The organism is Bacillus sp. FDAARGOS_235, assembly GCF_002073415.2.
Lineage (GTDB): Bacteria > Bacillota > Bacilli > Bacillales > Bacillaceae_G > Bacillus_A > Bacillus_A toyonensis.
Genome location: NZ_CP020437.2, coordinates 574,483 through 599,586, shown reverse-complemented (window position 1 = coordinate 599,586; position 25,104 = coordinate 574,483). Strand labels below are relative to the sequence as shown.

At 32.4% G+C, this 25,104-nt stretch carries 23 protein-coding genes; 19 read left to right on the top strand and 4 right to left on the bottom strand.

What is annotated here, in order from left to right; translation table 11 throughout:
* The first annotated feature begins 84 nt into the window (after positions 1 to 84).
* Positions 85 to 867: a class I SAM-dependent methyltransferase gene (locus tag A6J74_RS04725; protein WP_000381781.1), complete on the top strand. Its 783-nt coding sequence runs from the start codon at positions 85 to 87 to the stop codon at positions 865 to 867.
* A 180-nt stretch (positions 868 to 1,047) separates the two neighbouring features.
* On the opposite strand, the gene A6J74_RS04720 is transcribed toward A6J74_RS04725, so the two are convergent.
* A complete protein-coding gene (locus A6J74_RS04720) occupies positions 1,048 to 2,724 on the bottom strand; it encodes an alpha-keto acid decarboxylase family protein (protein ID WP_000857157.1) in 1,677 nt (558 codons plus the stop codon).
* Between the two features lie 126 nt (positions 2,725 to 2,850).
* Here A6J74_RS04720 and A6J74_RS04715 point away from each other — a divergent pair, with 126 nt between their 5' ends.
* The 5 genes from A6J74_RS04715 to spoIISB all read left to right on the top strand — a co-directional run bounded on the left by A6J74_RS04715 (position 2,851) and on the right by spoIISB (position 5,655).
* On the top strand, positions 2,851 to 3,333 hold the full coding sequence (locus A6J74_RS04715; RefSeq protein WP_000191892.1) for a MarR family winged helix-turn-helix transcriptional regulator: 483 nt from the start codon (positions 2,851 to 2,853) through the stop codon (positions 3,331 to 3,333).
* A 167-nt stretch (positions 3,334 to 3,500) separates the two neighbouring features.
* On the top strand, positions 3,501 to 4,238 hold the full coding sequence (gpmA, locus tag A6J74_RS04710; protein ID WP_000594132.1) for a 2,3-diphosphoglycerate-dependent phosphoglycerate mutase: 738 nt from the start codon (positions 3,501 to 3,503) through the stop codon (positions 4,236 to 4,238).
* Between the two features lie 186 nt (positions 4,239 to 4,424).
* Positions 4,425 to 5,165: a type II toxin-antitoxin system SpoIISA family toxin gene (locus tag A6J74_RS04700; RefSeq protein ID WP_000155917.1), complete on the top strand. Its 741-nt coding sequence runs from the start codon at positions 4,425 to 4,427 to the stop codon at positions 5,163 to 5,165.
* Between the two features lie 112 nt (positions 5,166 to 5,277).
* Positions 5,278 to 5,403, top strand: a complete 126-nt coding sequence (locus A6J74_RS04695; RefSeq protein WP_000588713.1) for a hypothetical protein — start codon at positions 5,278 to 5,280, stop codon at positions 5,401 to 5,403.
* A gap of 75 nt (positions 5,404 to 5,478) precedes the next feature.
* A complete protein-coding gene (gene spoIISB, locus A6J74_RS04690) occupies positions 5,479 to 5,655 on the top strand; it encodes a stage II sporulation protein SB (protein WP_000808012.1) in 177 nt (58 codons plus the stop codon).
* Between the two features lie 48 nt (positions 5,656 to 5,703).
* Here the strand turns inward: spoIISB and A6J74_RS04685 are convergent, their stop codons facing one another.
* On the bottom strand, positions 5,704 to 6,093 hold the full coding sequence (locus A6J74_RS04685) for a YxeA family protein (RefSeq protein WP_000732294.1): 390 nt from the start codon (positions 6,091 to 6,093) through the stop codon (positions 5,704 to 5,706).
* 243 nt (positions 6,094 to 6,336) lie between these two features.
* Between A6J74_RS04685 and pepD the strand changes: the two genes are divergently transcribed.
* From pepD to A6J74_RS04665, 4 genes are all read left to right on the top strand, one after another.
* On the top strand, positions 6,337 to 7,806 hold the full coding sequence (gene pepD, locus A6J74_RS04680) for a beta-Ala-His dipeptidase (protein WP_000287565.1): 1,470 nt from the start codon (positions 6,337 to 6,339) through the stop codon (positions 7,804 to 7,806).
* 310 nt (positions 7,807 to 8,116) lie between these two features.
* The gene (locus A6J74_RS04675) at positions 8,117 to 8,926 is read left to right on the top strand and encodes a papain-like cysteine protease family protein (protein WP_000678380.1); all 810 of its coding nucleotides are present in this window, start codon (positions 8,117 to 8,119) and stop codon (positions 8,924 to 8,926) included.
* A gap of 27 nt (positions 8,927 to 8,953) precedes the next feature.
* Entirely contained in the window at positions 8,954 to 9,556 is a 603-nt protein-coding gene (locus A6J74_RS04670) for a hypothetical protein (RefSeq protein ID WP_000517300.1), read from the top strand.
* A gap of 499 nt (positions 9,557 to 10,055) precedes the next feature.
* Positions 10,056 to 11,237 (top strand): agmatine deiminase family protein, encoded by a 1,182-nt coding sequence (locus A6J74_RS04665; protein ID WP_001169635.1) that lies wholly within the window; start codon positions 10,056 to 10,058, stop codon positions 11,235 to 11,237.
* Between the two features lie 425 nt (positions 11,238 to 11,662).
* On the opposite strand, the gene A6J74_RS04660 is transcribed toward A6J74_RS04665, so the two are convergent.
* The gene (locus A6J74_RS04660) at positions 11,663 to 11,914 is read right to left on the bottom strand and encodes a response regulator transcription factor (RefSeq protein WP_000827556.1); all 252 of its coding nucleotides are present in this window, start codon (positions 11,912 to 11,914) and stop codon (positions 11,663 to 11,665) included.
* Between the two features lie 247 nt (positions 11,915 to 12,161).
* Here A6J74_RS04660 and A6J74_RS04655 point away from each other — a divergent pair, with 247 nt between their 5' ends.
* From A6J74_RS04655 to A6J74_RS04630, 6 genes are all read left to right on the top strand, one after another.
* Positions 12,162 to 13,040 carry a helix-turn-helix domain-containing protein gene (locus A6J74_RS04655; RefSeq protein ID WP_000397971.1) on the top strand — a complete coding sequence of 293 codons (879 nt, stop codon included), beginning with the start codon at positions 12,162 to 12,164 and terminating at the stop codon, positions 13,038 to 13,040.
* Positions 13,041 to 13,180: 140 nt separating this feature from the next.
* A complete protein-coding gene (locus tag A6J74_RS04650) occupies positions 13,181 to 13,459 on the top strand; it encodes an AbrB/MazE/SpoVT family DNA-binding domain-containing protein (protein WP_000842219.1) in 279 nt (92 codons plus the stop codon).
* Positions 13,460 to 13,937: 478 nt separating this feature from the next.
* On the top strand, positions 13,938 to 15,188 hold the full coding sequence (locus A6J74_RS04645; RefSeq protein WP_001032371.1) for a hypothetical protein: 1,251 nt from the start codon (positions 13,938 to 13,940) through the stop codon (positions 15,186 to 15,188).
* Between the two features lie 67 nt (positions 15,189 to 15,255).
* A complete protein-coding gene (locus A6J74_RS04640; protein WP_000347979.1) occupies positions 15,256 to 16,014 on the top strand; it encodes a TSUP family transporter in 759 nt (252 codons plus the stop codon).
* Between the two features lie 252 nt (positions 16,015 to 16,266).
* The gene (locus A6J74_RS04635) at positions 16,267 to 16,926 is read left to right on the top strand and encodes a CatB-related O-acetyltransferase (RefSeq protein WP_000682552.1); all 660 of its coding nucleotides are present in this window, start codon (positions 16,267 to 16,269) and stop codon (positions 16,924 to 16,926) included.
* A 479-nt stretch (positions 16,927 to 17,405) separates the two neighbouring features.
* A complete protein-coding gene (locus A6J74_RS04630) occupies positions 17,406 to 18,719 on the top strand; it encodes a D-alanyl-D-alanine carboxypeptidase family protein (protein ID WP_033658416.1) in 1,314 nt (437 codons plus the stop codon).
* 235 nt (positions 18,720 to 18,954) lie between these two features.
* Here the strand turns inward: A6J74_RS04630 and A6J74_RS04625 are convergent.
* A protein-coding gene (locus A6J74_RS04625) for an IS3 family transposase (RefSeq protein ID WP_087963640.1) occupies positions 18,955 to 20,117 on the bottom strand; the annotation gives its coding sequence in 2 pieces (ribosomal slippage) (positions 18,955 to 19,850 and positions 19,850 to 20,117; 1,164 coding nt in all).
* 449 nt (positions 20,118 to 20,566) lie between these two features.
* Here A6J74_RS04625 and A6J74_RS04620 point away from each other — a divergent pair.
* From A6J74_RS04620 to A6J74_RS04610, 3 genes are all read left to right on the top strand, one after another.
* Positions 20,567 to 21,676, top strand: coding sequence for an acyltransferase family protein (locus tag A6J74_RS04620; RefSeq protein WP_000044180.1), 1,110 nt, complete (start codon positions 20,567 to 20,569; stop codon positions 21,674 to 21,676).
* Between the two features lie 175 nt (positions 21,677 to 21,851).
* Positions 21,852 to 22,472: an SGNH/GDSL hydrolase family protein gene (locus A6J74_RS04615; protein WP_002050274.1), complete on the top strand. Its 621-nt coding sequence runs from the start codon at positions 21,852 to 21,854 to the stop codon at positions 22,470 to 22,472.
* A gap of 460 nt (positions 22,473 to 22,932) precedes the next feature.
* Positions 22,933 to 24,900, top strand: coding sequence for a penicillin-binding transpeptidase domain-containing protein (locus A6J74_RS04610; protein ID WP_000737734.1), 1,968 nt, complete (start codon positions 22,933 to 22,935; stop codon positions 24,898 to 24,900).
* Positions 24,901 to 25,104: the final 204 nt, after the last annotated feature.

Here is a 25,104-nt window from a genome sequence, read left to right as displayed (position 1 = left end):
GTAGGTTAATAAAAAAAGAAATGTATAAATAGTTAATAATCTTACAATTAAATTGCAACTAGGTAGTTAGGAGGAAAAATCGCAATGGATACTACACAACAAAACAGTAATGCATGGGATAAGAAGGTGGAAGAAGGTTCTAGATACACGCAGCCTGTAAGTAGCGAGATTATTGAGAAAAGCAAATCAGGTGAATGGGAGATTACAGTCACTACGGAAAAATCAGTTCCTAGAGAGTGGTTTCCAAAGTCATTAGATGGATTAAAGATACTTTGCTTAGCATCAGGTGGCGGACAACAAGCACCAGTTCTAGCTGCTGCTGGAGCAGATGTAACAGTTACTGATATATCTAAGAAGCAATTGGAACAAGATGAAAAGGTAGCAAAACGGGATGGTTTAACTTTAAAAACCGTACAAGGAGATATGTCAGACCTTGGTGATTTTGAGGATGAATATTTTGATATTGTCGTAAATCCTGTCTCTAATTTGTTTGTAAAAGATGTTCATCTTGTATGGAATGAAGTTTCTAGGGTTTTAAAGAATAAAGGTATTCTTATTGCTGGATTTACAAATCCGTTACTATGGATTTTTGATGATAACCAAGAACAAAAAGGTATTCTTGATGTTAAACATTCAATTCCTTCATCAACATTGGATTATTTACCAGAGGATGAAGTTCAAGATTACATCGATTTAAATCAAACAATAGAATATGCACATACTTTAGAAAACCAAATCCAAGGTCAAATTGAAGCTGGTTTTGTTATAGTGGGTTTTTATGAGGATGATTTTGGTGGAACAAGGATATTAGATAAGCATATTAAAACCTTTATTGCCACTAAAGCTATAAAGTTAAAGGTTGATTAAAAATTTTAGCTTGTTACACAGGGTGTTAGTCGAAGAAGGGATTTATAAATAGTAAAAGTTCAATATACAAGGAAAAGGATGGCACTTACGATCCTTTTCCTTGTATATTTTGAGTGGCAAAACAAGTTTTACAACTTGTAGCTGAACCCGTTATGATTTTTGTAGCGACGCTTTTTCTTTTTAAGAATTTTGGATGCCGAATCTTTTTCTAAGTTTAGCTAACAATTCAGGCTGATCCCCTTGGCTCATTACAACTTCAATAAAGATAAGTCGATTCATATTAAAACTTATTTTATTTAAGACTTCTGCTAACTCTATTTCATTTTCTACTTTAAATGTGAGACTTTTTTCTTCTGATCCGAATACATTTGGCAGTTTATTATAATCCCACATTTGTATGTCATTATATGGTTGGTCTCGTCCATGAATCGCTCGTTCAACAGTATATCCGTTGTTATTAATTAAAAATATGATTGGTTTTAAATTATGACGTAACATAGTGGATAATTCTTGAACAGTTAACTGGAAAGAACCATCACCAATAATTAAAATGTTACGCCGTGTTACATTAGCGAGTTGTGTTCCTAATAGAGCGGGAAGTGTATATCCGATAGATCCCCATAATGGTTGTCCTACAAATGAAGCGTTATTAGGTAAAGGGATAGCGGCACTACCGAAGTATGGTGTTCCTTGCTCTGCAATTAAGACGTCGTTTTCTTGTAAGAAGTGGTACAATTGTTGCCAAAAACGTTGTTGTGTAACGATTTGTGCTTTTGGATTGAACTCTTTAGTAATAGATGATGATTCTGAAATAAATGGCTTAATTTCAAACGTTTCTTCATTACGATGCTTGATTGAATTACTTAAATATTGTAATACGTCTTTCATTACAACCGGTCCGTATTTTTTATCTATAATTTTCACAGTATAGGGATGGATTTCTATAACTTGTTCTTTCGTAAAACCTTGTGTAAAGCCACCGGTAATAGTATCAGTTAATTTCACACCGATACTAATGATACAGTCAGATTCATCAACTCTTTTTCGCAAGTATGGAGGACTAACATCGCCAGTGTAAATTCCTATAAATTGAGGATGTTTTTCTGGGAATATGCCCTTGCCCATACTTAGTGAAGCGATAGGGAAGCCAGTTTTTTCTACGAGTTGATGTAAATCTTCTTCAGCATAAAAACGATTCACTTCAAAATCAGCTAATATAACCGGTTTTTTGGCGCTATTTATTTTTGAAATGGCATGTAGAAGCATTTTATCTAATGCGTCTTTATTACTTACTATGGGATGATTTAAGATTGGTTCCGTAGGTTTATTAATTGGTTTATTATATACATCGATCGGTAAATTAATATGGACTGGACGTTTTTCATTCCAACATGCACGGAGTACACGGTCAATTTCCTCAGCGGCATGCTCAGGGATTAAAGTTGTTTGTGCTATAGTAATTTCTCGATACATATTGGAAAAGTGATCGAACTTTCCATCACCTAATGTATGATGAACGAGTTCTCCATTTTCCATTACAGTTGTTGTTGGTGTACCGGTAATTTTTATAACTGGTACGTTTTCGGCATATGAGCCGGCAATGCCGTTTATGGCGCTCAATTCCCCCACACCAAAAGTGGTAATAAGAGCAGCAACACCTTTTATGCGAGCATATCCATCTGCTGCATATGCCGCATTTAATTCATTACAGTTGCCAATCCACTCTAAATTTTTATGTGCAATCACATCATCTAAAAAGGCAAGATTATAATCACCAGGAACACCAAATATATGCTCAATTCCTAATTCGTATAATCGATCTAATAAATATGTACTTACAGTATATTGCGTTTTCAAGAGAATCATCTCCTAATTATTTTAGTTCGTGTAGCGAATGCTTCAATGGACTACAGAAGTTCAAGTGCGTTGATTAAAATATTCATTACTGGATTGTGGTATAATTTACATACAGGGGGAAAGTAGATGACACAACATAAAGAAGAACAGATGAATGAGGCATTGGCATTATTTTATTTTGCATATAAGACATTTACTGAAAAGCCAGATGAAATTATAAAAGAATATGGTATACAACGAGTGCATCACCGAATTTTATTTTTTATCGCACGTTTTCCAGGGATAAGTGTAAATGAGTTACTATCGCTATTAGAAATAAGTAAACAAGCTCTTCATGGACCACTGCGTCAACTTGTGGAAAAGGGACTAATTGAAAGTAATGAAGCTACTCATGATCGTCGAGTAAAACAATTATCCTTAACAGAAGAAGGGACAGATTTAGAGAAAAAACTAAGTGATGTTCAAAGAAAGCAAATGGGTGCTATTTTTTCAAAATTTGGTGAATCATGTGAAGAGAATTGGCATCAAGTTATGAACGAAATGGCGAATAGCCGTTCAGGTCATGATGCATGGATAGCGAAAAGAGAAATTCCAGTTGATCAAAAATAATGAGAAATAGGCCTTTCTTTATAGTTTGAAAAAGAAAGAATTTTATCCATGCATTTGGCAACTATGGATAAATCATAGAGTGAATGGATAAAAAGGTGCATTACTAGATACTTTATACGTGTACGCGATGGAACAATAAAATTCACATTTCCGAGAGGGGAATTATAATGATAAAACTTGTACTAATTCGTCACGGACAAAGTTTATGGAACCTTGAAAATCGTTTTACTGGATGGACGGATGTAGATCTATCAGAGAATGGATTAAGTGAAGCAAGAGAAGCAGGAGCAATATTAAAGGAAAACGGTTATACTTTCGATGTTGCTTACACATCTGTATTAAAACGAGCAATCCGGACTGTATGGATTGTTCTTCATGAAATGGATCTTACTTGGGTGCCTGTACATAAATCATGGAAACTAAATGAAAGGCATTATGGAGCGCTACAAGGATTGAATAAAGAAGAAACTGCAAAAAAATACGGTGAAGAACAAGTTCATATTTGGAGAAGAAGTGTCAATGTAAGACCACCGGCTATTACTGAAGAAGATCCTAGATATGAAGCGAATGATCCGAGATACAAAACACTCAAAAAAGGTGAATTTCCATTGACAGAATGTTTAGAGGATACGGAGAAGAGAGTGCTGGAGTATTGGCATTCAGAAATTGCACCATCATTAAAAAGTGGTGAGAAAGTAATTATTTCATCGCATGGTAATACAATTCGATCGCTAGTGAAATACTTAGACAACCTTTCAAATGATGGTGTGGTTTCATTAAATATTCCAACTAGCATTCCGCTCGTTTATGAATTAGACGAAAATTTACGTCCGATTCGCCATTATTATTTAAGTATGGATGGAGAAGTACCTGAAGGGGAAATTCCGAAACATATTTCTTTTTAACATGAAAATTTGAAATGCATGCTTGTCTACATATACAATGTAGACTCATGATAAAAGACGTGGCCTCCTTCTAATGTATATGCGATGTAGCTAAATTTAGAAGCTTGTCCACGTCTTTTGTCATAAAGAGAGCTGCTTGCGCATGTAATGATATCGTGAGTAGTTTTTGAATGGAGGGTGATGTAATTGACGATCTCTAACATTCGAATTGGCTTATTTATTTTAGCAATCGTTTTTGTAGTTCTTGTTTTCTTTTATTGGAGAAATGAAGAGTTGTATGAAGAGAAAAAGCAGCGAATTCGAAAAACTTGGTATGGATTATTCATAACATCAGTCACAGTTTATTTCATGATTAAAGGAATCGATTTAACCCTCTGGAAAAATTTATTAATGTTCACTGCGATGGTCATTTTCGTTGATATTTCATTTATTTTAACACCTAACATTTCGGAAATATGGGGAGCGAAATTTAGCGATATCGGTAAAACTGTTCAATCCATAAAGCGGTCATTAATCGCTTCAAAAGCAAGAGGGGAAATATATACGAACATTATCCAAAATATTAATCCAGCAGCATTTGGGACGATGGAATGGCATACGGAAGAGGAATATACAAAAAGCTTAAACACATTTTTAGATTCATATGGGGAAAAAATCGGAGCGAAAATTGTTGTATTTGAAGCAGCGAATGAATTAAATACGGGCTTTCGTGGTATTCGTTCTCAATTTAGTATTACAATACCTATAGAGCATATAGAGCAATTGAATGAACAAAAAGCAGTACAAGTAGAAAACGTGGGAATTATACCAGCAAAAATAATGAATGATGTTTTTATCGTTATTGATGGGAAGAAGAATAGCCTGCAAGATCGAGATTTTGAAAATGTATATAATTTAACAATACATCATAGTTATTTTAGTAAGTAGGACAGAATCGTTTTTCTGTCCTTTTCTTCTATACATAAATTCAAAACAAAATTCGACAAAGTTGAATAAAATAGGACAATCATTCCTACACTAGCAGGTAGAGGTGATTGTAGTGATAAAAGATTATGACAATGATTTTTTTAAAGAAGAAAATGAAGATACAACAGATTTCTCTTTAATCAAAGGAGATACGTTGCAGCAAGTAGAAAAGTTAGAAGAAGAATTAAAAAGAAAATGATTCGTGTACACTGTGTCTTTATTTGCTATATAATATAAATAGAAGGTTGTATCTTTTTGAAAAGGGGGAGAAGAGATGGCTGAAATAAATGTACAAAAGTCTTCGTTTTTTAAAGAAAAAAAAGAAGAATCAAATACAGATTTCTCTCTAGTGAAAGGTGCATTAACGGAAAATATAAATCGGTTAGAAAAACTTATGAATAATAGCAGTTCAAAATATATACGAGTACAAAAAACAAAAGAAAATGCATAGAGCATTTTCTTTTGTTTTTTATTCCGTTATTTGCGGGTTAGTTTCAAGTTAGTTAACATTTAATTTTTCTTTTACTTTTCCGGGTAAATCTACTTTCTGAATTTCTTCATAGGACTTCACTTCAAAAGATGATATTTCATTTTTATCTATATCATCTTGATCTACATAAAGACGTAAAAACGCATTATCATTTAATTTATGGTCGTTTTCTTTTTTTGTACTTCTAAATGTAATTTGTTTTTTTTCTCCGTCTTCATCATATGCGGGCAACGTATAGTTCCGTAAGCTTCTGCCTTCTACTTTTTCAATAGCGCCTTCACCTTTTATCTGTACGTAATATACATCCTTACCAATTCTATTTAGTGATGCTCTCTCACATCCAATAGTAATGCTTGAAAATAATAAACATAGTGTCATAACAGCAAAAAGCTTTTTCATATTATTTATCTCCTTCAATTTGTTTCTTTAAAAAGTATACAACTATTGTTAAATTAGAAAAATCGATATAGATTACAACATTCTTACAATGATGTAAGAGTATAAGGTATAGAGCGCAGAAGGATTAAATTGAACTGTTCATAATAAATTTTTAATACGTTTAAAGAAAGGTAAAATAATGAATCATGGTATAATGATAAAAGACTTACATACTATTTTTTCATTTTGAGAGGAGCTTGAAAAATGTATTCTACTTTAGAACAATTAACAAAGCACCCTGTATTTTATCATTTTGCAGAAATTTCAAAGATTCCTAGAGGATCAGGTAATGAAAAGGAAATTAGTGATTATTTAGTGCGCTTTGCAAAAGAGCGTAACTTAGAAGTGATTCAAGATCAAGCATTGAATGTCATTATTAAAAAAGACGCAACTGCTGGCTATGAGAGTGTACCAGCTATTATCATTCAAGGTCACATGGATATGGTTTGTGAAAAAAATCAAGCAACAGTACATGATTTTGAAAAAGATCCAATTGAGTTACGAATTATTGGAGACATGCTATATGCGAATCAAACAACTTTAGGTGCTGATAACGGTATTGCTGTTGCATATGCATTAGCTTTATTAGATTCAAAAGATATTCCGCATCCAGCACTTGAAGTAGTAATTACTACTGAAGAAGAAACGACAATGGGCGGAGCTTTTGCTGTTGATGCAAACCACTTTGATGGAAAGATCTTTATAAATATTGATTCTGAAGAAGATCATAAATTACTTGTAAGTAGCGCAGGTGGTGCGAAAGCAGTTGAAACAATTGCAGTAATTTGGGATGAGGCACCTGCACATATGGACGCATACCGTCTATATGTTGGTGGACTTAAGGGCGGACATTCTGGTATGGAAATTGATAAACAACGCGGAAATGCGAACAAAGTACTAGGACGAGTTTTACGTGATTTATCAATAAATATTCAATTTGATATATGTGAGGCTCACGGCGGATTAAAAACGAATGCAATTCCACGTGAAAGTGTAGCTACAATTTTATTACGTCAAGAAGATGTAGAGCAAGTTGAAGAAAAGTTAAAATCATGGACACGAGTATTACAAGAAGAAATGCGTGCTGTTGATCCAGATGTTCATGTTACACTGACAAAATTAGATGAGAAAGTAGAAAAAGTATTTGCTAAAGAAACACAAAAACAGCTGATTTCATCATTATTCTTAATTCCAAATGGCATTCAAAGTATGAGCATGGATATTAAAGGCCTTGTAGAAAGTTCAACAAATTTAGGGGTTATTGAAACGCTGCAAGATGAAATTAAATTGCGAAACGAAGTAAGAAGTTCTGTAAGTAGTTTAAAACGACATATTGCAGATGAAATTAAATATATTGCTGAATTAGTTGGAGCAACATTTGAATTAGAGTCAGAATATCCGGAGTGGCCATACAATCCAAACTCACAAATTCGTAATTTGTTTGAAAAAGTACATCAAGAAAAATACAACAAAGATGTTGAAATCTTCGCTGTACATGCAGGGATTGAATGCAGTGTATTCGTTCAAAAGATGCCTGAATTAGATGCAATTTCATTCGGGCCAGATATATTCAACGTCCACACTCCAGATGAGCATATTAGTATTTCTTCTGTTGTGAACAACTGGGGATTCTTCGTTGATGTAATGCAGGGAATGAAAGAATTAGCCAAATAATAACGATAAAATGAAAAGTAGCCTATAAAAATTTATAGGCTCTTTTTTTGTGTTGGAATTTATCCCGCATTAACAGGTAGTAAGACCCCCACCTCAAAATTCAGCGAGGGCAAAGAAGTTAGGTGGGGGTCGGGCTGCCCATAAAAGCCCGATTGGTTTAACTAATAATCAGTGGGGGATGAATAAAACCCCCACTGATTAAAGTTTCACTTTATGAGAAGTCATTTTTCGTTAGTATGTAATATTAAGCTTGAACAATTAATAAGGATGAATTGTTGATGTTTTTTAATACTTATGAAGGGGTGAAAAAATGAAGGGAAGAAAGCAATGTATTGTTTGTATGTTTTTATTGTTCTTTACATTTAGTTTCATTGGTGTTCACAAAATAATAGCAGAAGAAGTTGAATTTTCAGGAACAACTGCTCCATTGAATGTAAATGTTAGAGAAGAAAAAAGCTTGAATGCAAATATTGTAGAGGTGATTCCCGGAAATACAAAAGTATCCTTTAAAGGATGGGAGTATGGTGAAGCGGTTAAAGATTACTGGACAGGAAATTTAGATAATCGTTGGTTTTATTATTTTAAAGATGGGAAAAAAGTATATGTAACGTCAGCTTATATTAATGGGAATCCTCCAAATACATCAACAGATCGTGAATTATCTGTTCCTAACATATTACAAGAAAGATCAAATTGGTGTTGGGCGGGCACTTCGGTTTCAGTTTTAAATTATTTTGGGAAAACTCCTTCACAAGATCAGTATGTTAGGTATGTCAAAGGTGGATCATATAATAATCCTGCAACTTCACGTGAAATACAATATGGATTATCAGGATATGGTGTTAGCTCAGCTATAAGTTCTGGAGCAAAATCGTATGATTGGTTCAAAAATCAAATTAATAGTAATCAACCGATGATTGCACTCATTATGTGGCAAAATGGAGCTAACATCGGACACTTTCTAGTACTTGATGGATTCTATAAAGGTACAAATGGAACAGACTATATAACTTACATGGACCCTTGGTATGGTGATCATTATAATCATAATTTCAGTACGTTCCATAACAATAATAATTTTTGGTGGAATGAAACTGTTTATAATATCCGTGCAAATTAATAATATTAAAAGTGTGGGGGTTCATGAATGGGAAAACTACTTAGGCTTGTGATACCATGCATTTGTTTAATGACTGTTATTATTTTCGCTAGTAAAATTAGTTATGCATCAAAAAATAAAAGTGAGCCAGTACAATCGATCGCATTAAAAGATTATCAATATAGTAAGAGTAGTTCTTCTGAAAATGTAAGTTTTGAAAAAATAACAACCTCACCATTTTCGTTACCAATCTATGAAACAATTCCAGCACAGCAAATGTTAAATAGCTCTGAATTTAAGCATATACTATTACCAACAAATGAAAAGTTGTGGTTTATTATGAAAGGTGAGCAGCCGGAGGGACTAATTGTTGCGAATGATACTGAACCGATTCGAACGGGTGGAGAAAATAGAAGTAAAGATTTATATGGGCTATATAAAGCAATAAAAAATAATACAAATGAAACAAAAAATATTAGTTATTTTGAATTTGAAGGGCAAGGAATATTGGTAGTAAATCAAAATAATGACCAAGAAATATATCTTAGTAAGGGTGCTGCTGCTATATTAAAACTTCCTGCTGGTCAAAAAATAGTAAGCAGTGAAGTAATACAGAAAATGAAAGAGAGAATCGTAACTGCTTTTGAATAGTTAATTATAAACTGAATAAATATATACGTATGTAATATGAAATTTCATGTACTGTATTAGTTTTAGAAATGAATACATTCATAAAAAATACAGTAGACGGAGCAGAAAAGATAACAAGTGAAAAAAAGCGCGAGATGTTATAGGGGTCAATGGTGATTATAGTAGGAATTGTTGATTCTTATTTGTTATTTATATGAGGTTGAACAGGCAAAAGGCAAAAGGATTGATGTTAGAGGTATAAACATAATAGTGCATATAAAAAGGTTAGAGAAGCTAATTCTTAAACCTTTTTATATGCATTCCAATTATTAGTTTTTATAAATGGTGGAGTTACACATGCTCATCAAGTTAACATTTCATACCACCCCCGGAGTGGATTTTTTGCACAGAAAGATATTGTTCGATTTAAATCGTGCTTCATACGTAATAATTTAATTAAAAAAGCTTGACCTTAACACTATGTAAAGGTTTACAGTGGAACAGAAAAGGAGGTTAAGAAATGCAAAAAATAACGAAATTGTGTATGAGTGCTGTACTAACCACATCTATTATTAGTGGTTATGCTCAAATTAAGGGAATTGAGAAAGTCCAGGCGAAGGAAATTGAAAAACCGCAGAGAGAAGATAGGAAGAAAGTAGAGGCGCAAAAAATAGTAGGAAAGTATACAATGCCAGATGAAAAAAGCAAACATGAAGGAACATGGCTACAATGGCCTCATGAACTTACATACGGGTCAAAATATCAGCAAGAAGTAGAACCGATTTGGATTCAAATGACAGAATCTTTAAGCAAAGGAGAAAAAGTTCATATTGTTGCATATGATCAAGAAGAGAAAGAAAGAATTATTGAAGTTCTAACGGATCAAGGGGTAAATATGGAGAAAATTGATTTCTTTATCGCACCTACTGACGATGTATGGGCTAGAGATACTGGACCAATTTTTGTTTACGATAATGACAAAAATTTAAAGATATTAGATCCAGGCTTTAACGGATGGGGAAAGAAAACGCCATATAAGAAAGATGCTCGTCTTCGTGAGAATCTTAGCAATCAGTTAGGCATTGAAAGAATAAATTGGAATAAATTTGTTCTTGAAGGTGGCGCATTTGAATTGGATGGTAATGGAACTGTTTTATTAACTAGAAGTGCTGTGACGAATAAAAATAGGAACGCTAAATTGTTAGAAAAGGATATTGAAAAATATTTTAGTGAACTTGGGGTAACAAATTTTATTTGGTTAGATGGAGCACCTAACTTAGATATTACTGATTTTCATATTGATGGATTTGCCAAATTCCACGATAAATCTACTATTATAACGTTAAAAGAAAAAGATTTGGCTGAATGGGGAGCGTCTGGCAAAGATATTAACAAGTTGCTGCAGGCAAAAGATGCTACAGGTAATAAGTACAAGTATGTATATCTACCGCTAAGTAAGAATAATGTTACATTAAAAAATGGGAAGAAGCTTGATTATAAAGGTTCCTATATTAATTATTATATAGCGAATGAAGTCATCTTAGTTCCAAACTATAATGATCCTAATGATAAAATAGCAAATGAGATGATTCAAAAACTTTATCCTGATCGTAAAGTGTTGGGGATAGATGTAAGAGAGCTGTATAAAAATGGTGGTATGATTCATTGTATTACTCAACAACAACCAATTAATTTAAAATAATATATTTATAATTCTTTGGGAAGTTGTCTATTTCTTATGAGAATCTGTTTATCCATAGGATAGGTAAAGACGCGATAGCATTTTTACCTATTTTATTGTATTTTTTTATGAGTTTAGTATAACTTTCCTATAAACTGAAGAAACCTACCCTTTTTGAAAAAATCTTAATCAAAATGATAGGTTTTTTAAATGAAAAGCTATACTTGCTGTTGCGGAAGAAACATTGTTTAAAGGTATGTTTTCACCTTTTAAAAGTTTCTAGTACAATCATTCTTACTAAAATATCTATAAGAATAAGATTTATATGTTTTTTTTAACAATCCATACATGCCCATCAACTTCAGAATGCAGAATTACCATAAATAATAAAAGTTCAGCGGTTTTTCTGTTTTTATTTGTAACTTAAACGAATTATACTTGGACAATTATTGTGCAATCTTTTCAAATAAATGACTTTCTTTATTTGAAAATAAGGGTGCATCTATAAACCCAAAATGATAAACTAAAATACCTAATTCCACTCTAGAATGAATACGCCATTTTTCTTTAATATGATTAATTATCGTTGAAATTCTTCTAGGGCTAATATATATCTTTTTGGAAATTTCTGCATCTGTTAATCCTTTTGCTACATAAATAGCCACTTCTAACTCTCTTTCGGTTAACATTCTTTTCATAAAATAAGCTCCTTCGAAATTATTCATATAAAAATCAAAAGAAACTATTATTTGAAATAAAGCTGAAAAATCATATCCAATACTCTTTATTCCCTTTAATTGTAATAATTTCTCTCATTTTAATACAAGTTTGTAAAAGAAACTATAAATCAATATAATTAGTAATTGTAACTATATTAATTTTACATCACATTAAAAGTTGGAAAATATTCTTATACTCATAAATTGTTACATTTGAGGGGGAGAAATGGAATTCTATAATCTCGGTATTATTATTAAAGAACTTAGAAAGAAAAAAAATATATCACAATCTGAACTATGTCGGGGAATATGTTCACAAAGTCAGATTAGTAAGATAGAAAAAGGTATTATTTATCCATCTAGCATATTGTTGTATCAATTATCTGAAAGACTTGGTGTTGATCCGAATTATATATTTGCGCTAACTCAAAATAAAAAATTAAAATATGTAGAAAACGTAAAATATGTAATAAGAGATTGCATAAAACAAAAACAATATGAAGAACTTTATGAAATAGTGAAAAAAGAGAAAAACGAAAATAATTTCGAGTCAAAAGAAAATAAACAATTTCTACTATGGCATGAAGCAATTGCTATATTTATGGTGAACAGATCAACAAAAACTGCTTTAAATCTTTTAAATCATGCATTAAAACTAACTGTAACCAATGCTGATTTTTTATCAGAAAGAGAAATAGATATTATGCATACAATGGCAGTAATCTATGCGGAAAATGGAGAATATGAAAAAAGTATAGGCATATTAAAGAAATGTTTAAGTAATTTTAATAAGATAGAATTTCCTAGAAATAAAGAAATTAAATTAAGAATTATTTATAACTTAACAAAATGTTTACATCTTACATATGAACATGTAGAAGCAATAAAGTACAGTGATATAGGTATTAAATTAGCCATTAATATAAATAGTTTATACTTATTAGGGGAACTAAATTTCGAAAAAGGTTCAAATTTATTAGAACTTCAGCAATCTAGTGAAGATGGTTTTAACTATATTAATAAGGCTTTATTTATTTTTGAACTAACAGAAAGAAAACAATATATTAAGATAATCAAGGATAAATATTTTAAAAACCAGAAATAAACATGAGAAAGCTTTAATATGAGCTATTCCTTATTGGAATTTCCTGTTAAAATAAGTGCTGTAATACGAACTATTCCTTATTGCTGTTTATTGCTAAAATAAGTCCTGTAATAGTAGATAAAAATAAAGGGTGACATTTTATGAAATCAAGAGGGAGTACTCGTAAAGCAGATAGTATGGGGCGTATTGTTATTCCAATGGAAATAAGACGGAGTTTAGGAATTGTAGAAAAAGATGCGCTAGAAATGTTTGTGGAAGATGATCAGATTATTTTGCGGAAATATCAATCTTCGCAAGCTTGTGCAATTACAGGTGATATTTCAGATAAGAATATTTCGTTAGCGAATGGGAAGATTATTGTAAGTCCAGAGGGAACAGAACTGTTAATAAAGAAGTTACAGCAATATCTTTTAAAATAAAAGATAAGTAAGAACTTTAAAATAAAATATACTTGTAAAGAAGGTCCTCTATCATTCAGGGGACTTTTTTTATTGCAAAGACAGGTTGTTTAATTGTTATAAATAAAATAGAGGGGAATAGCTGGTCCAATGAAATGCGAATTATCCTAAAAGTAGTCTGACTATTTTTTATAAAAAATCCTAACTATTTACATTTTTTGGTTTCGTGTTATATTTTTACTGTTAGTATGAAGAAAATTCTGATTTCGATTTTCGGAAAGTTTTAGAAAATGAATTAGATTTTTAAATTAAATATGCTAATTCAAGGGGAATTCGTTGGAGAAATGTAACTAAGAGGAAATCTCGTATCATTCACGTTTAGTATCTGTAAATTGGTGGTTCTAATAGTTCTGACGAAAAGCAAAGGAGCAAAAAAGAAGTGGGTAGTTCATTTAACAGGAGATATGGTGTAGAAAAATAAAATAACGGAGGTTTTATAATGAATAAAGGAATACTGCAGATTACGGAAATTGAAGAAATTACTATTCCTAATGTATTAAAGGATAAAATCAAGAATCTGATAGACAATGAATTAAAAACTCATAATCCTTATACTTGTGATCAAGAAATAGCTGCAAGCTTTTCAAAAGAGTGGCTCATTTGTTTGATTGACTATTCAAAGAAAACTCCGAATTCAGATGTAAAAAAACTACTTCATATGATAAAAGAAGCGAATTGTGGTGGAAACGTACCGCCTATCCTTATTAAAAATATTCCGTGTGATCCTATGGAAACCCTATTACCTGGAGAAAATCGCAAAGGCTTTAATTATGGTGAAAACGAACACGATAGAATGAAAAAATATTTTTATGCTGAATGGGTCACATGGCTTTTTGCCACACTTTTTAATTATGATGCTTTGATTCATCCGTCCGAACATGCAGGGAAAAATAGATTTCATCTCATTTCCCCTTTAAACAATGATGAAGTTTTGCGAAATGTCGGTGCAAGCACTGGTGGCGGAAACTTTTATCAACATAACGATGCGACAGTGTATACAGATATGAAAGATCAATTACATATTGAAGAAAGATTGAAATCGTTCAATACGAATTTAGACATTGTATCGAATAGACTTAATAAATCCGTCGAACTAATAGTTTCGGAAATTACTTGCGGCAAATTTACGAGGGTTGATGCTCTTTTATTAAAAGGAGTGTTAAATTTAAAAACCAATACTCATATTGGAACACCAAAATTACTTCAAAAGCATCTTGAAGAAAATCACTTCAGTAAAGATGATATATTGGCGATAAGTAAAATGCCTATTGCTCATATCGCAGGAATGGCGGATGGTGAAATATCGGGATTCGTAGGGGAAATAAACCAAATTATATTTTTGGATGATAATGGTGATATTATTGCAACTTGTTTGAATGGAGCAGAAAATAGATTGATTTATGTGGGAGGAAGTGAAGAAGAAAAGTTAAAATTCGACATGTTTTTGGAACTGTTACGGACAATGCCTACTTATAAAGTCCCGCTTACATCTGAAGATTTATTGATTATGCCAAATTCATACTATGGTAAGCAAACAAATGTAACCCATGGTAGAGAAAGGTTATCGGAGGAAGAATATAAAATTCCGATTGGTGATAATAAGTATGGACGTAGAATTGTTTGCAGGCAATACGTTTCCAGCCGATTACGCGACCAGAAAGAGAGTTACTTTACAGATATCATAAACTAGTTTAAAGAGAGGAGGGAGAATGGGAAGGTTTGGGCTGTAATAGCTCAAACCTTCCCATTTCCTTTATATGGATTTTACTATTGAATTACTCATATTACTATTTTTAGTAGCTATTTTAGCAGGATGGATAGATACAATTGCTGGGGGCGGTGGTATGATAACTATCCCAGTAATGTTATTAGTAGGTATGTCTCCTTCTGTAGCGATAGCAACTAATAAACTACAAGGGAGTAGCGGAACCCTCATGGCAACTGTGATTTTTATTAAGAAGAAAGAAATTAATCTCAAAGAAATGCGTTTGTCCATCTTAATGACCTTTTTTGGATCTATTTTGGGTGGATGGCTTATTTTACAGATACGAGCAGAATATTTAATCATGATATTACCTTTCTTACTTATTATTATTGGTCTTTATTTTCTATTATCTCCAAATATAGCAAACGAAGATCGACCGAGAAAAATAAGTATGTTGTTATTTGCGTTAACAGTGGCTCCATTCCTTGGATTTTATGATGGTTTCTTCGGCCCAGGAACAGGTAGCTTAATTGCTTTAGCTTTCATTCTTTTATGTGGATATAGTGCTACAAGAGCAACTGCAAATGCTAAGATTTTGAATTTTACTAGTAATTTCGCTGCTTTGTTATATTTTATTATTTTTGGCCAAATTGATTGGACAATTGGGCTGATTATGATGCTTGGTCAAATTATAGGGTCATATATTGGGGCAAAGATGGTGCTTACAAAAGGGACGTCATTAATACGACCAATAGTGGTTATTGTTTGCTTTGTCATGGCAATTAAAATTTTTTTACAAAATATGAACTAAATGTAATCAATATATTATTTGTATCAAAGTCAGAGTGTTTTAATGTTCTTATTACAGTATTACGCTGTTTAAGATGTGTTCAAAATTAAACAATTTGACTAGTGTAATGTATTGCGGTATGCTTTTTTTAGTATAAAAGAAAGGCTTGAAGATAATGATTCGTCGTTTGAAAAAGTTTAAAAATGTAGCTGTCGTATTAAGCTTCTAAGTAAATTATTAAATCTACCATACTTAGAAGCGAGGAATGTAATTATGAAGCATCCATTATATAATCATTGGTCTGAAACGAAGTATTTAAAAGATATAGTAACAAATCCACTTATTGAAGTAGGAGAGTACTCCTATTATTCAGGATATTATGGCGATCAAAATTTTGAAGATGGTTGCGTTAGATATTTATGGGGCGATGCTAAGTCTCGAGTACTGTTCAATCCAATTGAACAGATGGGTTGGCAACTTGATAAACTCATTATTGGAAATTATGTTTGTATTGCAAGTGGAGTTGTCATTTTAATGGGTGGGAATCATAATCATCACCCTGAATGGATTACAGTTTATCCATTCATTGAGCAAATAGAACAATCATATGAACCGAAGGGTGATACAGTCATTAAAAGCGATGCCTGGATTGGTATGAATGCTATAATAATGCCTGGCGTTACAATCGGTGAAGGTGCAATTGTTGCGGCAGGATCTGTCGTAAGTAAAGATGTTCCGTCGTATACAATAGTTGGTGGAAATCCTGCTAAGGAAATAAAGAAACGATTCACTGATATAGAAATAAACATGTTAATGGAAATGCGTTGGTTTGATTGGGATAGGGAATTGATTGAGAAGGCAATTCCTCTTTTATCTAGTCCATCCATCGAACCATTATTTGCTTTTTATAAAAATGAAGTGAAAAATAAATAAATCAGTTAGAAAAACTACATCCAGTATAGGGTGTAGTTTTTTTATTACAAAAAACTAATAGTTTAGACTAAAGGAAATTTATCTCTAATATAAGTCTAGCAAATAGCTGAATTGAATAATTAAAATCCTTGATAGCTAATAAACGAATGCTTGATTACCAGTGTGTCTCGATATTTAATCGGGACACACTTGTTTTATTTTTTGTAAATGTGGAACAAATGTATTATTTAGATTGTCTATTAAGTGTAATCCTAAAAAATATGAAAGTACGGATCATTTTGAAAAATACGAAGGTATTAAAAAGAGGGATGTGTGTGGGAGTACGAAGTGTCATTGTCCTAAAAGGGTTTGATGAGATGGTCTATATGAAAGTTATCCTAACGTCTTATATGTATATAGAATTTGATAACACTGTCTATTTTTTGAGGATTATGTTAGAAGAACGTTTTTTGAGTACAAAGATATTGGAGGTAACAGAAGTGAAAGGTATGTTTTGCAAGAGATTTATTGCAATAGTAACAGTGCTTGCACTATTTTGTAGCATTGTTGTTACATCTGGAAGAGCATCAGCGGAAACAGTTCCTGCTATAGACGTTGAAGCAGGATCAGCAATTTTAATAGAGGCAAATTCCGGAAAAATTTTATATCAAAAAAATGCAGATGAATCATTGGCAATTGCTAGTATGACAAAAATGATGAGCGAATACTTAGTGCATGAAGCGGTAGATAAAGGAAAACTTAAATGGGATCAAAAAGTTAAAATCTCTGAATATGCACATAAGATTTCGCAAGATCGTTCATTATCAAACGTTCCATTAGAAAATGGTGGCTCTTATACGGTAAAAGAGTTATATGAGGCAATGGCAATTTACTCTGCAAATGGTGCAACAATTGCTTTAGTTGAAGAGATTGCTGGTAAAGAAGTCAATTTTGTAAAAATGATGAACGATAAGTCAAAAGAGTTTGGAATGAAAGATTATAAATTTGTAAACTCTACAGGCTTAACAAATCAAGATTTAAAAGGATATCACCCAGAAGGGACAACTCTAGACGAGAAAAATAAAATGTCTGCAAGGGATTGTGCAATTTTAGCACAACGTCTTATTCAAGATTTCCCCCAAATATTAAATACAGCAAAAATTCCTAAAAAAACATTCCAAGAGGGTGGTAAATATCCAATTGATATGGCGAACTTTAATTGGATGTTAAAAGGTTTAATTAAGCAATATGAAGGTGTAGATGGTTTGAAAACAGGAACGACTCCAGAAGCGGGAGATTGTTTCACTGGTACAGTAGAAAGAAATGGTATGCGCCTAATTTCTGTAGTGATAAAAGCAAAATCTCATACAGCACGTTTTGATGAAACAAAGAAATTATACGATTATGGATTTGCGAATTTTGAAGTGAAGAATGTCTACGGAAAAGATGCAGTAGTAAAAGGACATGAAACAGTTCGAGTAGCAAATGCAAAAGATAAAGATGTAGTAGTTCAAACGAAACAAGCTGTTGCACTTCCAATGCCGAAGGGCAACAATGACGTTTATAAAAAAGAATTTAAAGTATCGAATAAAGAACAAGAAGCGCCTATTAAAAAAGGTGTAACAATTAGTAAAATGATTATCTCGCCTAAAGATAATATAGATCCTGGGTTCTTATCAGGTAAATCATTACAAATAGACCTTGTAACAAAATCTGATGTAGAACAAGCAAATTGGTTTACACGTTTTATGCGCCAAATCGGATCTTTCTTTAGTGGTATGTGGGATAGTGCGGTTGATATAGTAAAAAGCTAACTTTATAGGATAAAACTAAATAGTAATCTGGAACAAAAAGTTTCAAAGTACTATAGATTCTTATGAGGGTAGCTTGGAATGGAAGATTGTATTAATTCTCAAATTTGGTTCTTCGGAACTTTTCGTATTGCAATTAAGCTAAAATAAATTTGTATCCATATAATCAAAAAACGCTATTCTTTTTGTAGAAATATACAGTGGTCTGGCCCCATTTGGTGAGACAAAGAAAAAACACCTAGATAACATGTTTCCTATAAGCTATAGGTGACATATTATCTAATTTTCTCTGAATCCGTTCATTATTATAGTAGTGGATGTATTCATCCACAGTTTGTATTATACTAGCATTATTCGATTGTTTTATATTTTGCGCATAGAATCCTTCGGATTTCAAATGAGAATGAAAGGATTCTATGAGGGCATTATCATGGCAGTTTCCTGTACGAGACATGCTTGTGATAATGCCTTTTTCTTTGGCATATGTTTGAAATTGTTTTGATGTATACACCTTTCCTTGATCCGAATGTAAAATCGTATCAATCACATTTCGCTTTTTTAAAGCCTCTTTTAGAGTATCTAATACAAGAGAAACATCCTGTGTCTCAGCTATTTTATAACTTACAATTTCATTGTTAAACCCATCTATAATAGATGAAAAATAAAGAGTCTTATTGCCGAACATCAAATATGTGATATCAGTGAACCATTTTTCATTAGGCTTGGTAGCTTTAAATCTCCGTTGTATTCTATTTTTAGCTACCACTGGTTCATGACCGAGTACAAATATCTTTTTCTTTTTTCTAACCCGAGATAATACGTTGTATTTTCTCATGATACGTAATACTTTTTTATGATTCATTACGATGTTAAATTGATCACGTAGACAAGCTGTAACCCGACGATATCCATACCGATATTTATGATGTTGACATATTTCTATTACGGTTTTTTCTTCATGGTTAGTTACTGTTTTCTCCTGCTTTTTCCAACGATAATAAGTAGCACGTGAAATATTAAATATGGAACACAGTTCTGCAATTGTAAAAATTGATTGCCATTCCTTTATCATTTTCATTATTTCTTCTTTTCCTCCCACCTCCTTAAGATTTCTTGGCACTTTTCCAGCAATATAATCTTTGCCTTTAAATAACGTATTTCTAATTCTTTTTGTTCAAGTTCTGTTAACCTTTTTAAGCCTTTTCCATGTGCAGATTGTCTTACAATAGATTGTTCAAACCGATAGGTTTCGCCTTCACGATACCATTTCATCCAAGTTTTAATTTGAGCCACATGTCTAATTCCTAAGGCATCCATAATTTCTTTATTTTTGAATCCTTGGTGTTTCATTTCAACTACTTTCCACTTTATTTCGGCGGGATAATGCACCTTTTTCCCCATACGAAAAACACCTCCATTAAAATCATAACTGATACTTACGATTTAGAGAGGTGTTTTTTATCGTCTCATTCCCAGGGTTCACTCCATACAGGAAGGATGGCGTTTATTATGAATATTTAGATTCAAAGGGTTCTGATGCAAGGTTAGTTTAATAAAGTTACATGATGAAAGAACATTCATTATTCCATCAGGTGAAAATAAAAATTGATACCTGGTACTTATTTCTGTTATTAAATTTTATAAAAATTTAATAAAATCTTTTCTTTCTATTAAATATTTTGTTTTAAATTAATTATATAAAGAAATGGATGCTAGAAAATAGATGCATAGATTGAGTTTGTACTGCTTATATTAGAGATTTAAAGAAAGAATATGTACGATTCTCCCACTACACTAGTATAGTGGCCTTTATTAACAGCAAAATTTACAATTTACAAGGAGAATATTTTATGAGTAAGAGAATAAAAGAATTAGATTCCATACGAGGGTTAGCGGCACTTACAGTGGTATTTGGACATTTTTGTTTAATGCTACCATCGTTGCCTAATTCTATTAAATTTTCCCCGCTTAGGTTTTTATGGGCGGGTGGAGAAGCGGTAATCGTTTTTTATGTACTGAGTGGTTTTGTGTTATCTATGGCACTTTATCATTCAAAAACAAATTATTGGGGATATTTAATTAAGCGATTTGTAAGAATTTATATTCCTTACTATTTTTGGATAATCATTACCTTTGCGTTATTTATTTTGTTTTCACCGTATGAGGTGGCAGGACTACGGGATTGGTTCTATGATAGGTGGCAAGGGTCTATAACAAAAATAGATATTATAAACCACATTGTGCTTCTTAATAACTTTTTTACGGAAAATTACAATCCAGTTATTTGGTCATTGGCTCAAGAAATGCGTATATCGATTGTATTTCCTTTGTTATTCCTTCTTTTTTATAAACTGAGTTGGAAGAAAACGATATTAATTGCTTTGAGCTTTTCTTTAATTAGTGTTTTCCTTAATATGTTGCATATTGGGAAAGCAGAGGGATTTTATAATGGTTATGCCGATACACTGCATTTCACATCTATGTTTATGGTTGGAATGTTACTTTTTAAGTATCAGGAAAAACTTATTTACTTATATCAAAATATGAAAAAATATAAAAAAGGATTTCTTATTGCATTAGGGATTATTCTATATTTATATTCCATTTTAATTTATGGTTTTTTCCGTAATGATACTACTTTCTTATTCAAAGATTGGGGTGTCGTAATGGGGGTTAGTATATTTATTATAATGGCTATGAGTAACCTAAAAATAAAAGCATTTTTAAATAAGAGTGTATTTGTATATTTAGGAGAAATTTCATACAGTATCTATTTGTGTCATTTTCCAATCATGATGGTACTATTTAAACTTTTGTATACAAAGATACCTATTTTTTTCCTGCTCACTTTGTGCATTATAATGTCACTACTTTTTTCTATAGTTTCGTATCATTTAATCGAAAAGAAATGTATCAACTGGGCAAAACAAAGAACAACAAATTTTTTGAAAAAAGTATAATTCCTAGAGAGATTTTATTTCTTTAGTAAATATACGAATATGACTGATTCCTAAGTATACTTAGGAATCGGTCAATTTAGGATTCTAAATGTAAATATAGTAAAGTGGAATATAATTGAAAACGAAAACCACTTAGAAATAACAATTACGGTGTGAGCTATTGTATAGTATAGATATGGTTAATAATAAAGGGGGAATACATATGTGGAAGCGATTTGTAGCAATTGGTGATAGTTTTACAGAGGGGATAGGGGATGAAGTTGAGGGAATAGCATTAAAAAGCTGGGTAGATCATTTTGTTCAACTGTGTGAAAACGATATAGAATATGCTAATTTTGCAAAGCGTGGGTTAGTAACTGAAGAAATTCGCTCGCAGCAATTGGAAAAGGCATTAACTTTTAATCCAGATTTGGTTAGTCTCATTGCAGGTGCAAATGATGTTTTAAAAGGACGTTGGAATCATGATGCATATAAGAACGATATGGAATTTATGATAGACACATTAAGTAAAGCAGGCGCTGATATTATGATAGCAAACCTTCCAGATTTTACTGTTAGGCTTCCATTTCCTTCTGAAAAAAAACAAGTAGTAAAAGAACAATTATTAGAGGCAAATGAAGTTATACTTTCACTGAGTAGAGAGTATAAGCTTCATCATGTTGACTTTTGGAATCATCATTTAGTTAATGACAATACGCTTTGGTCTACGGATTTCATTCATCCAAACTCAAAAGGATATGTAAAAGTTGCTGAATTGATTTTTAGTAGTTTGCATGTACATGACTCTTCTAAATAAGCTATAGAATGAACTATGATGATACCGTCAGAAATCCCTGTCGCATACAGCGCAGGGGTTTTTAATGAGAAAAAGAAGGATGTAGGGCACCTATAAATTATACTTACCCGCATTAACGGGCAGTAAGACCCCCCACCTCAAAATTCAGCGGAAGCAAAGAAGTTAGGTGGGGGTCGGGCTGCCCGTAAAAGCCCGATTGGTGAAGGCTAATAATCAGTGGGGGATGAACAAAACCCCCACTGATTAACGTTTCACTTTATTGTTTATATTTTTATTATTCTCTGCTAAGGAATCCTTGCTATAAGGATTCCTTTTTTGAATGCAGTTTAACAATAAAGTTAATTCTTTTTGCAAATGTGGAACTATTTCATTACTTACACTGTCTATTAAGCGATAAAACATTTTTTATTTAATATTTTAAGAAAGGAATAATCATTTTTAACTAAGGGAGAAGATTGAATTGAAAAAATTATGGATGCTGTTTTTCATTTGTTTCGCAGTTATGTTAGTAGGGTGTAATAAAAACGAACCGCCAAAACAGGCGTTTGAAGAATATATTAATTTATGGAATGATAAAAAATTTGCAAATATGTATGAACATTTATCAGAACATGCAAAAAAGACGATCTCTAAAAAGGATTTCACCGAGAAATATGAAAAAATCTATGAAGGTATTGGAGTTCAGAATTTAAAAATTAAAACGAAAGGAGAGAATACGAAAGATAAAGAACGTTTTCTTTTTGAAGTTAAAATGGATACGGATGGAGGAACAGTTTCATTCATCCATGAAGCAGAACTTGTGAAAGAAAAGGAATCTTGGAAAATAGATTGGACGCCAGACTTCATTTTCCCAGGAATGAAAAAAGATTACAAAGTACGTATGCAAATAGAACAAGGAAAACGCGGAGAAATATATGATCGAAATGGAAAAGGGCTCGCAACGAACGGTAAAGCGTCTGAGGTTGGAATAATTCCAGAGAAACTAGGTGAAACGGCAGCGCAAACGAAAGAAATAGTAGCGCAATTACTTGATATGTCTATAGAAGAGGTCGATCAGAAGCTCGCAGCGAAATGGATAAAACCAGATTCCTTTGTACCAATTGGTATTTTAAAAGAGGGAACCAGGCAGAATGATTATATTGAATTAGAAGGAGTTTCATCTCGTCCAGTAAATATTCGTACGTATCCATTAGGAGAAGCAGCGGCACACTTAACAGGATATATAGGAAAGGTGAATGCAGAGGAGTTAAAATCGCTTCAAAAAAAAGGTTATCAAGCAGATGATTTAGTGGGTAAGACAGGTTTAGAAAAAGTATTAGAGAATAAATTGCGTGGTGAAAAGGGTGGACGCGTATTTATGGAAGATGAGAACGGTAAAGAGATTAAAAACGTAGCAAAAAAAGAAGCAAAAGAAGGGGAAAATGTTACGTTAACAATTGATGCTGCAATTCAAGAAAAAATCTTTAATGAGATGAAAAATGAAGCAGGATCTAGTGCAGCGGTCAATCCTAAAACGGGTGAAACAATCGCACTTGTAAGTAGCCCTGCTTATAATCCAAATATAATAGTTAGAGGAGCGTCAAAAGCCCAAAGAGAAGCATGGAATAACGACTCGAAACTGCCAATGATGAATCGCTTCACAAAAGCATTTGTACCAGGTTCTGTATTTAAAACGATTACAGGTGCAATTGGTTTGGAAACGAAAACTATAAATCCTAAAGAAGAATTTAAAATTCAAGGATTAAAATGGACAAAAGATTCATCGTGGGGAAATTATTATATAACACGCGTGAAGGAAGCTAGTCCAATTGATTTTGATAAGGCAATGAAGTACTCTGATAATATTTATTTTGCTCAACAAGCTTTGAAAATGGGGAAAGATCAGTATGTAAGTGAATTTAAGAAATACGGATTTCATGAAAAATTACCAATCGAATACGAATTTCCTATTTCAACAATTGCAAAAGATGGGATAAAAAACGATATTCAACTAGCAGACACAGGATATGGACAAGGACAAGTATTAATGACGCCACTTCATTTAGCATTAACATATGCACCGATTGTGAATGAAGGGAATATTCCGTCGCCTCATCTGTTAAAAGAAGTAAAAGTAGCGGGGAATTGGAAAGAAAATGTACTTTCTAAAAAGAATCAAGAGATAGTAAAGAGTGCATTAATAAAAGTCATTAATGACCCTGATGGCGCTGGGAGAATTGCAAAGGTTGATGGTGTAACTCTTGCTGGTAAAACCGGTACAGCAGAACTGAAGGAGTCGAAAGAAGCAGACGGAAAAGAACTTGGATGGTTTGCAGCGTTTGATGCAAATGCACCAGACATGATTGTTACCATGATGATTGAAGACGTAAAAGGAAGAGGGGGGAGTAATGTTCCCGGCGAAAAAGTAAAACATATTTTTCAGAAATAACACTTAAGTATAAGGTGAAATCTATTACTACATTTATTATATGTATGCTTAACTCAAAGGTATAAATGGGGCAAAACAAAGAACAATTAAGTTTCAAAAAAAGCATTCTCCCTAATTGAGAATGCTTTTTCTATGTTATTGTGGCTCTAGAAAGTTGATATCGCATCATTTTCATTGTTTGCAAGTACGGGCTGATTGGTAGTT

Bases quoted from the DNA above. Each gene is read 5' to 3' on its own strand.
- A6J74_RS04725 (WP_000381781.1), top strand. From the start codon at position 85: ATGGATACTACACAACAAAACAGTAATGCATGGGATAAGAAGGTGGAA.
- A6J74_RS04715 (WP_000191892.1), top strand. From the start codon at position 2,851: ATGACACAACATAAAGAAGAACAGATGAATGAGGCATTGGCATTATTT.
- gpmA (WP_000594132.1), top strand. From the start codon at position 3,501: ATGATAAAACTTGTACTAATTCGTCACGGACAAAGTTTATGGAACCTT.
- spoIISB (WP_000808012.1), top strand. From the start codon at position 5,479: ATGGCTGAAATAAATGTACAAAAGTCTTCGTTTTTTAAAGAAAAAAAA.
- A6J74_RS04685 (WP_000732294.1), bottom strand. From the start codon at position 6,093: ATGAAAAAGCTTTTTGCTGTTATGACACTATGTTTATTATTTTCAAGC.
- pepD (WP_000287565.1), top strand. From the start codon at position 6,337: ATGTATTCTACTTTAGAACAATTAACAAAGCACCCTGTATTTTATCAT.
- A6J74_RS04675 (WP_000678380.1), top strand. From the start codon at position 8,117: ATGAAGGGAAGAAAGCAATGTATTGTTTGTATGTTTTTATTGTTCTTT.
- A6J74_RS04670 (WP_000517300.1), top strand. From the start codon at position 8,954: ATGGGAAAACTACTTAGGCTTGTGATACCATGCATTTGTTTAATGACT.
- A6J74_RS04665 (WP_001169635.1), top strand. From the start codon at position 10,056: ATGCAAAAAATAACGAAATTGTGTATGAGTGCTGTACTAACCACATCT.
- A6J74_RS04660 (WP_000827556.1), bottom strand. From the start codon at position 11,914: ATGAAAAGAATGTTAACCGAAAGAGAGTTAGAAGTGGCTATTTATGTA.
- A6J74_RS04655 (WP_000397971.1), top strand. From the start codon at position 12,162: ATGGAATTCTATAATCTCGGTATTATTATTAAAGAACTTAGAAAGAAA.
- A6J74_RS04650 (WP_000842219.1), top strand. From the start codon at position 13,181: ATGAAATCAAGAGGGAGTACTCGTAAAGCAGATAGTATGGGGCGTATT.
- A6J74_RS04645 (WP_001032371.1), top strand. From the start codon at position 13,938: ATGAATAAAGGAATACTGCAGATTACGGAAATTGAAGAAATTACTATT.
- A6J74_RS04640 (WP_000347979.1), top strand. From the start codon at position 15,256: ATGGATTTTACTATTGAATTACTCATATTACTATTTTTAGTAGCTATT.
- A6J74_RS04635 (WP_000682552.1), top strand. From the start codon at position 16,267: ATGAAGCATCCATTATATAATCATTGGTCTGAAACGAAGTATTTAAAA.
- A6J74_RS04620 (WP_000044180.1), top strand. From the start codon at position 20,567: ATGAGTAAGAGAATAAAAGAATTAGATTCCATACGAGGGTTAGCGGCA.
- A6J74_RS04615 (WP_002050274.1), top strand. From the start codon at position 21,852: ATGGTTAATAATAAAGGGGGAATACATATGTGGAAGCGATTTGTAGCA.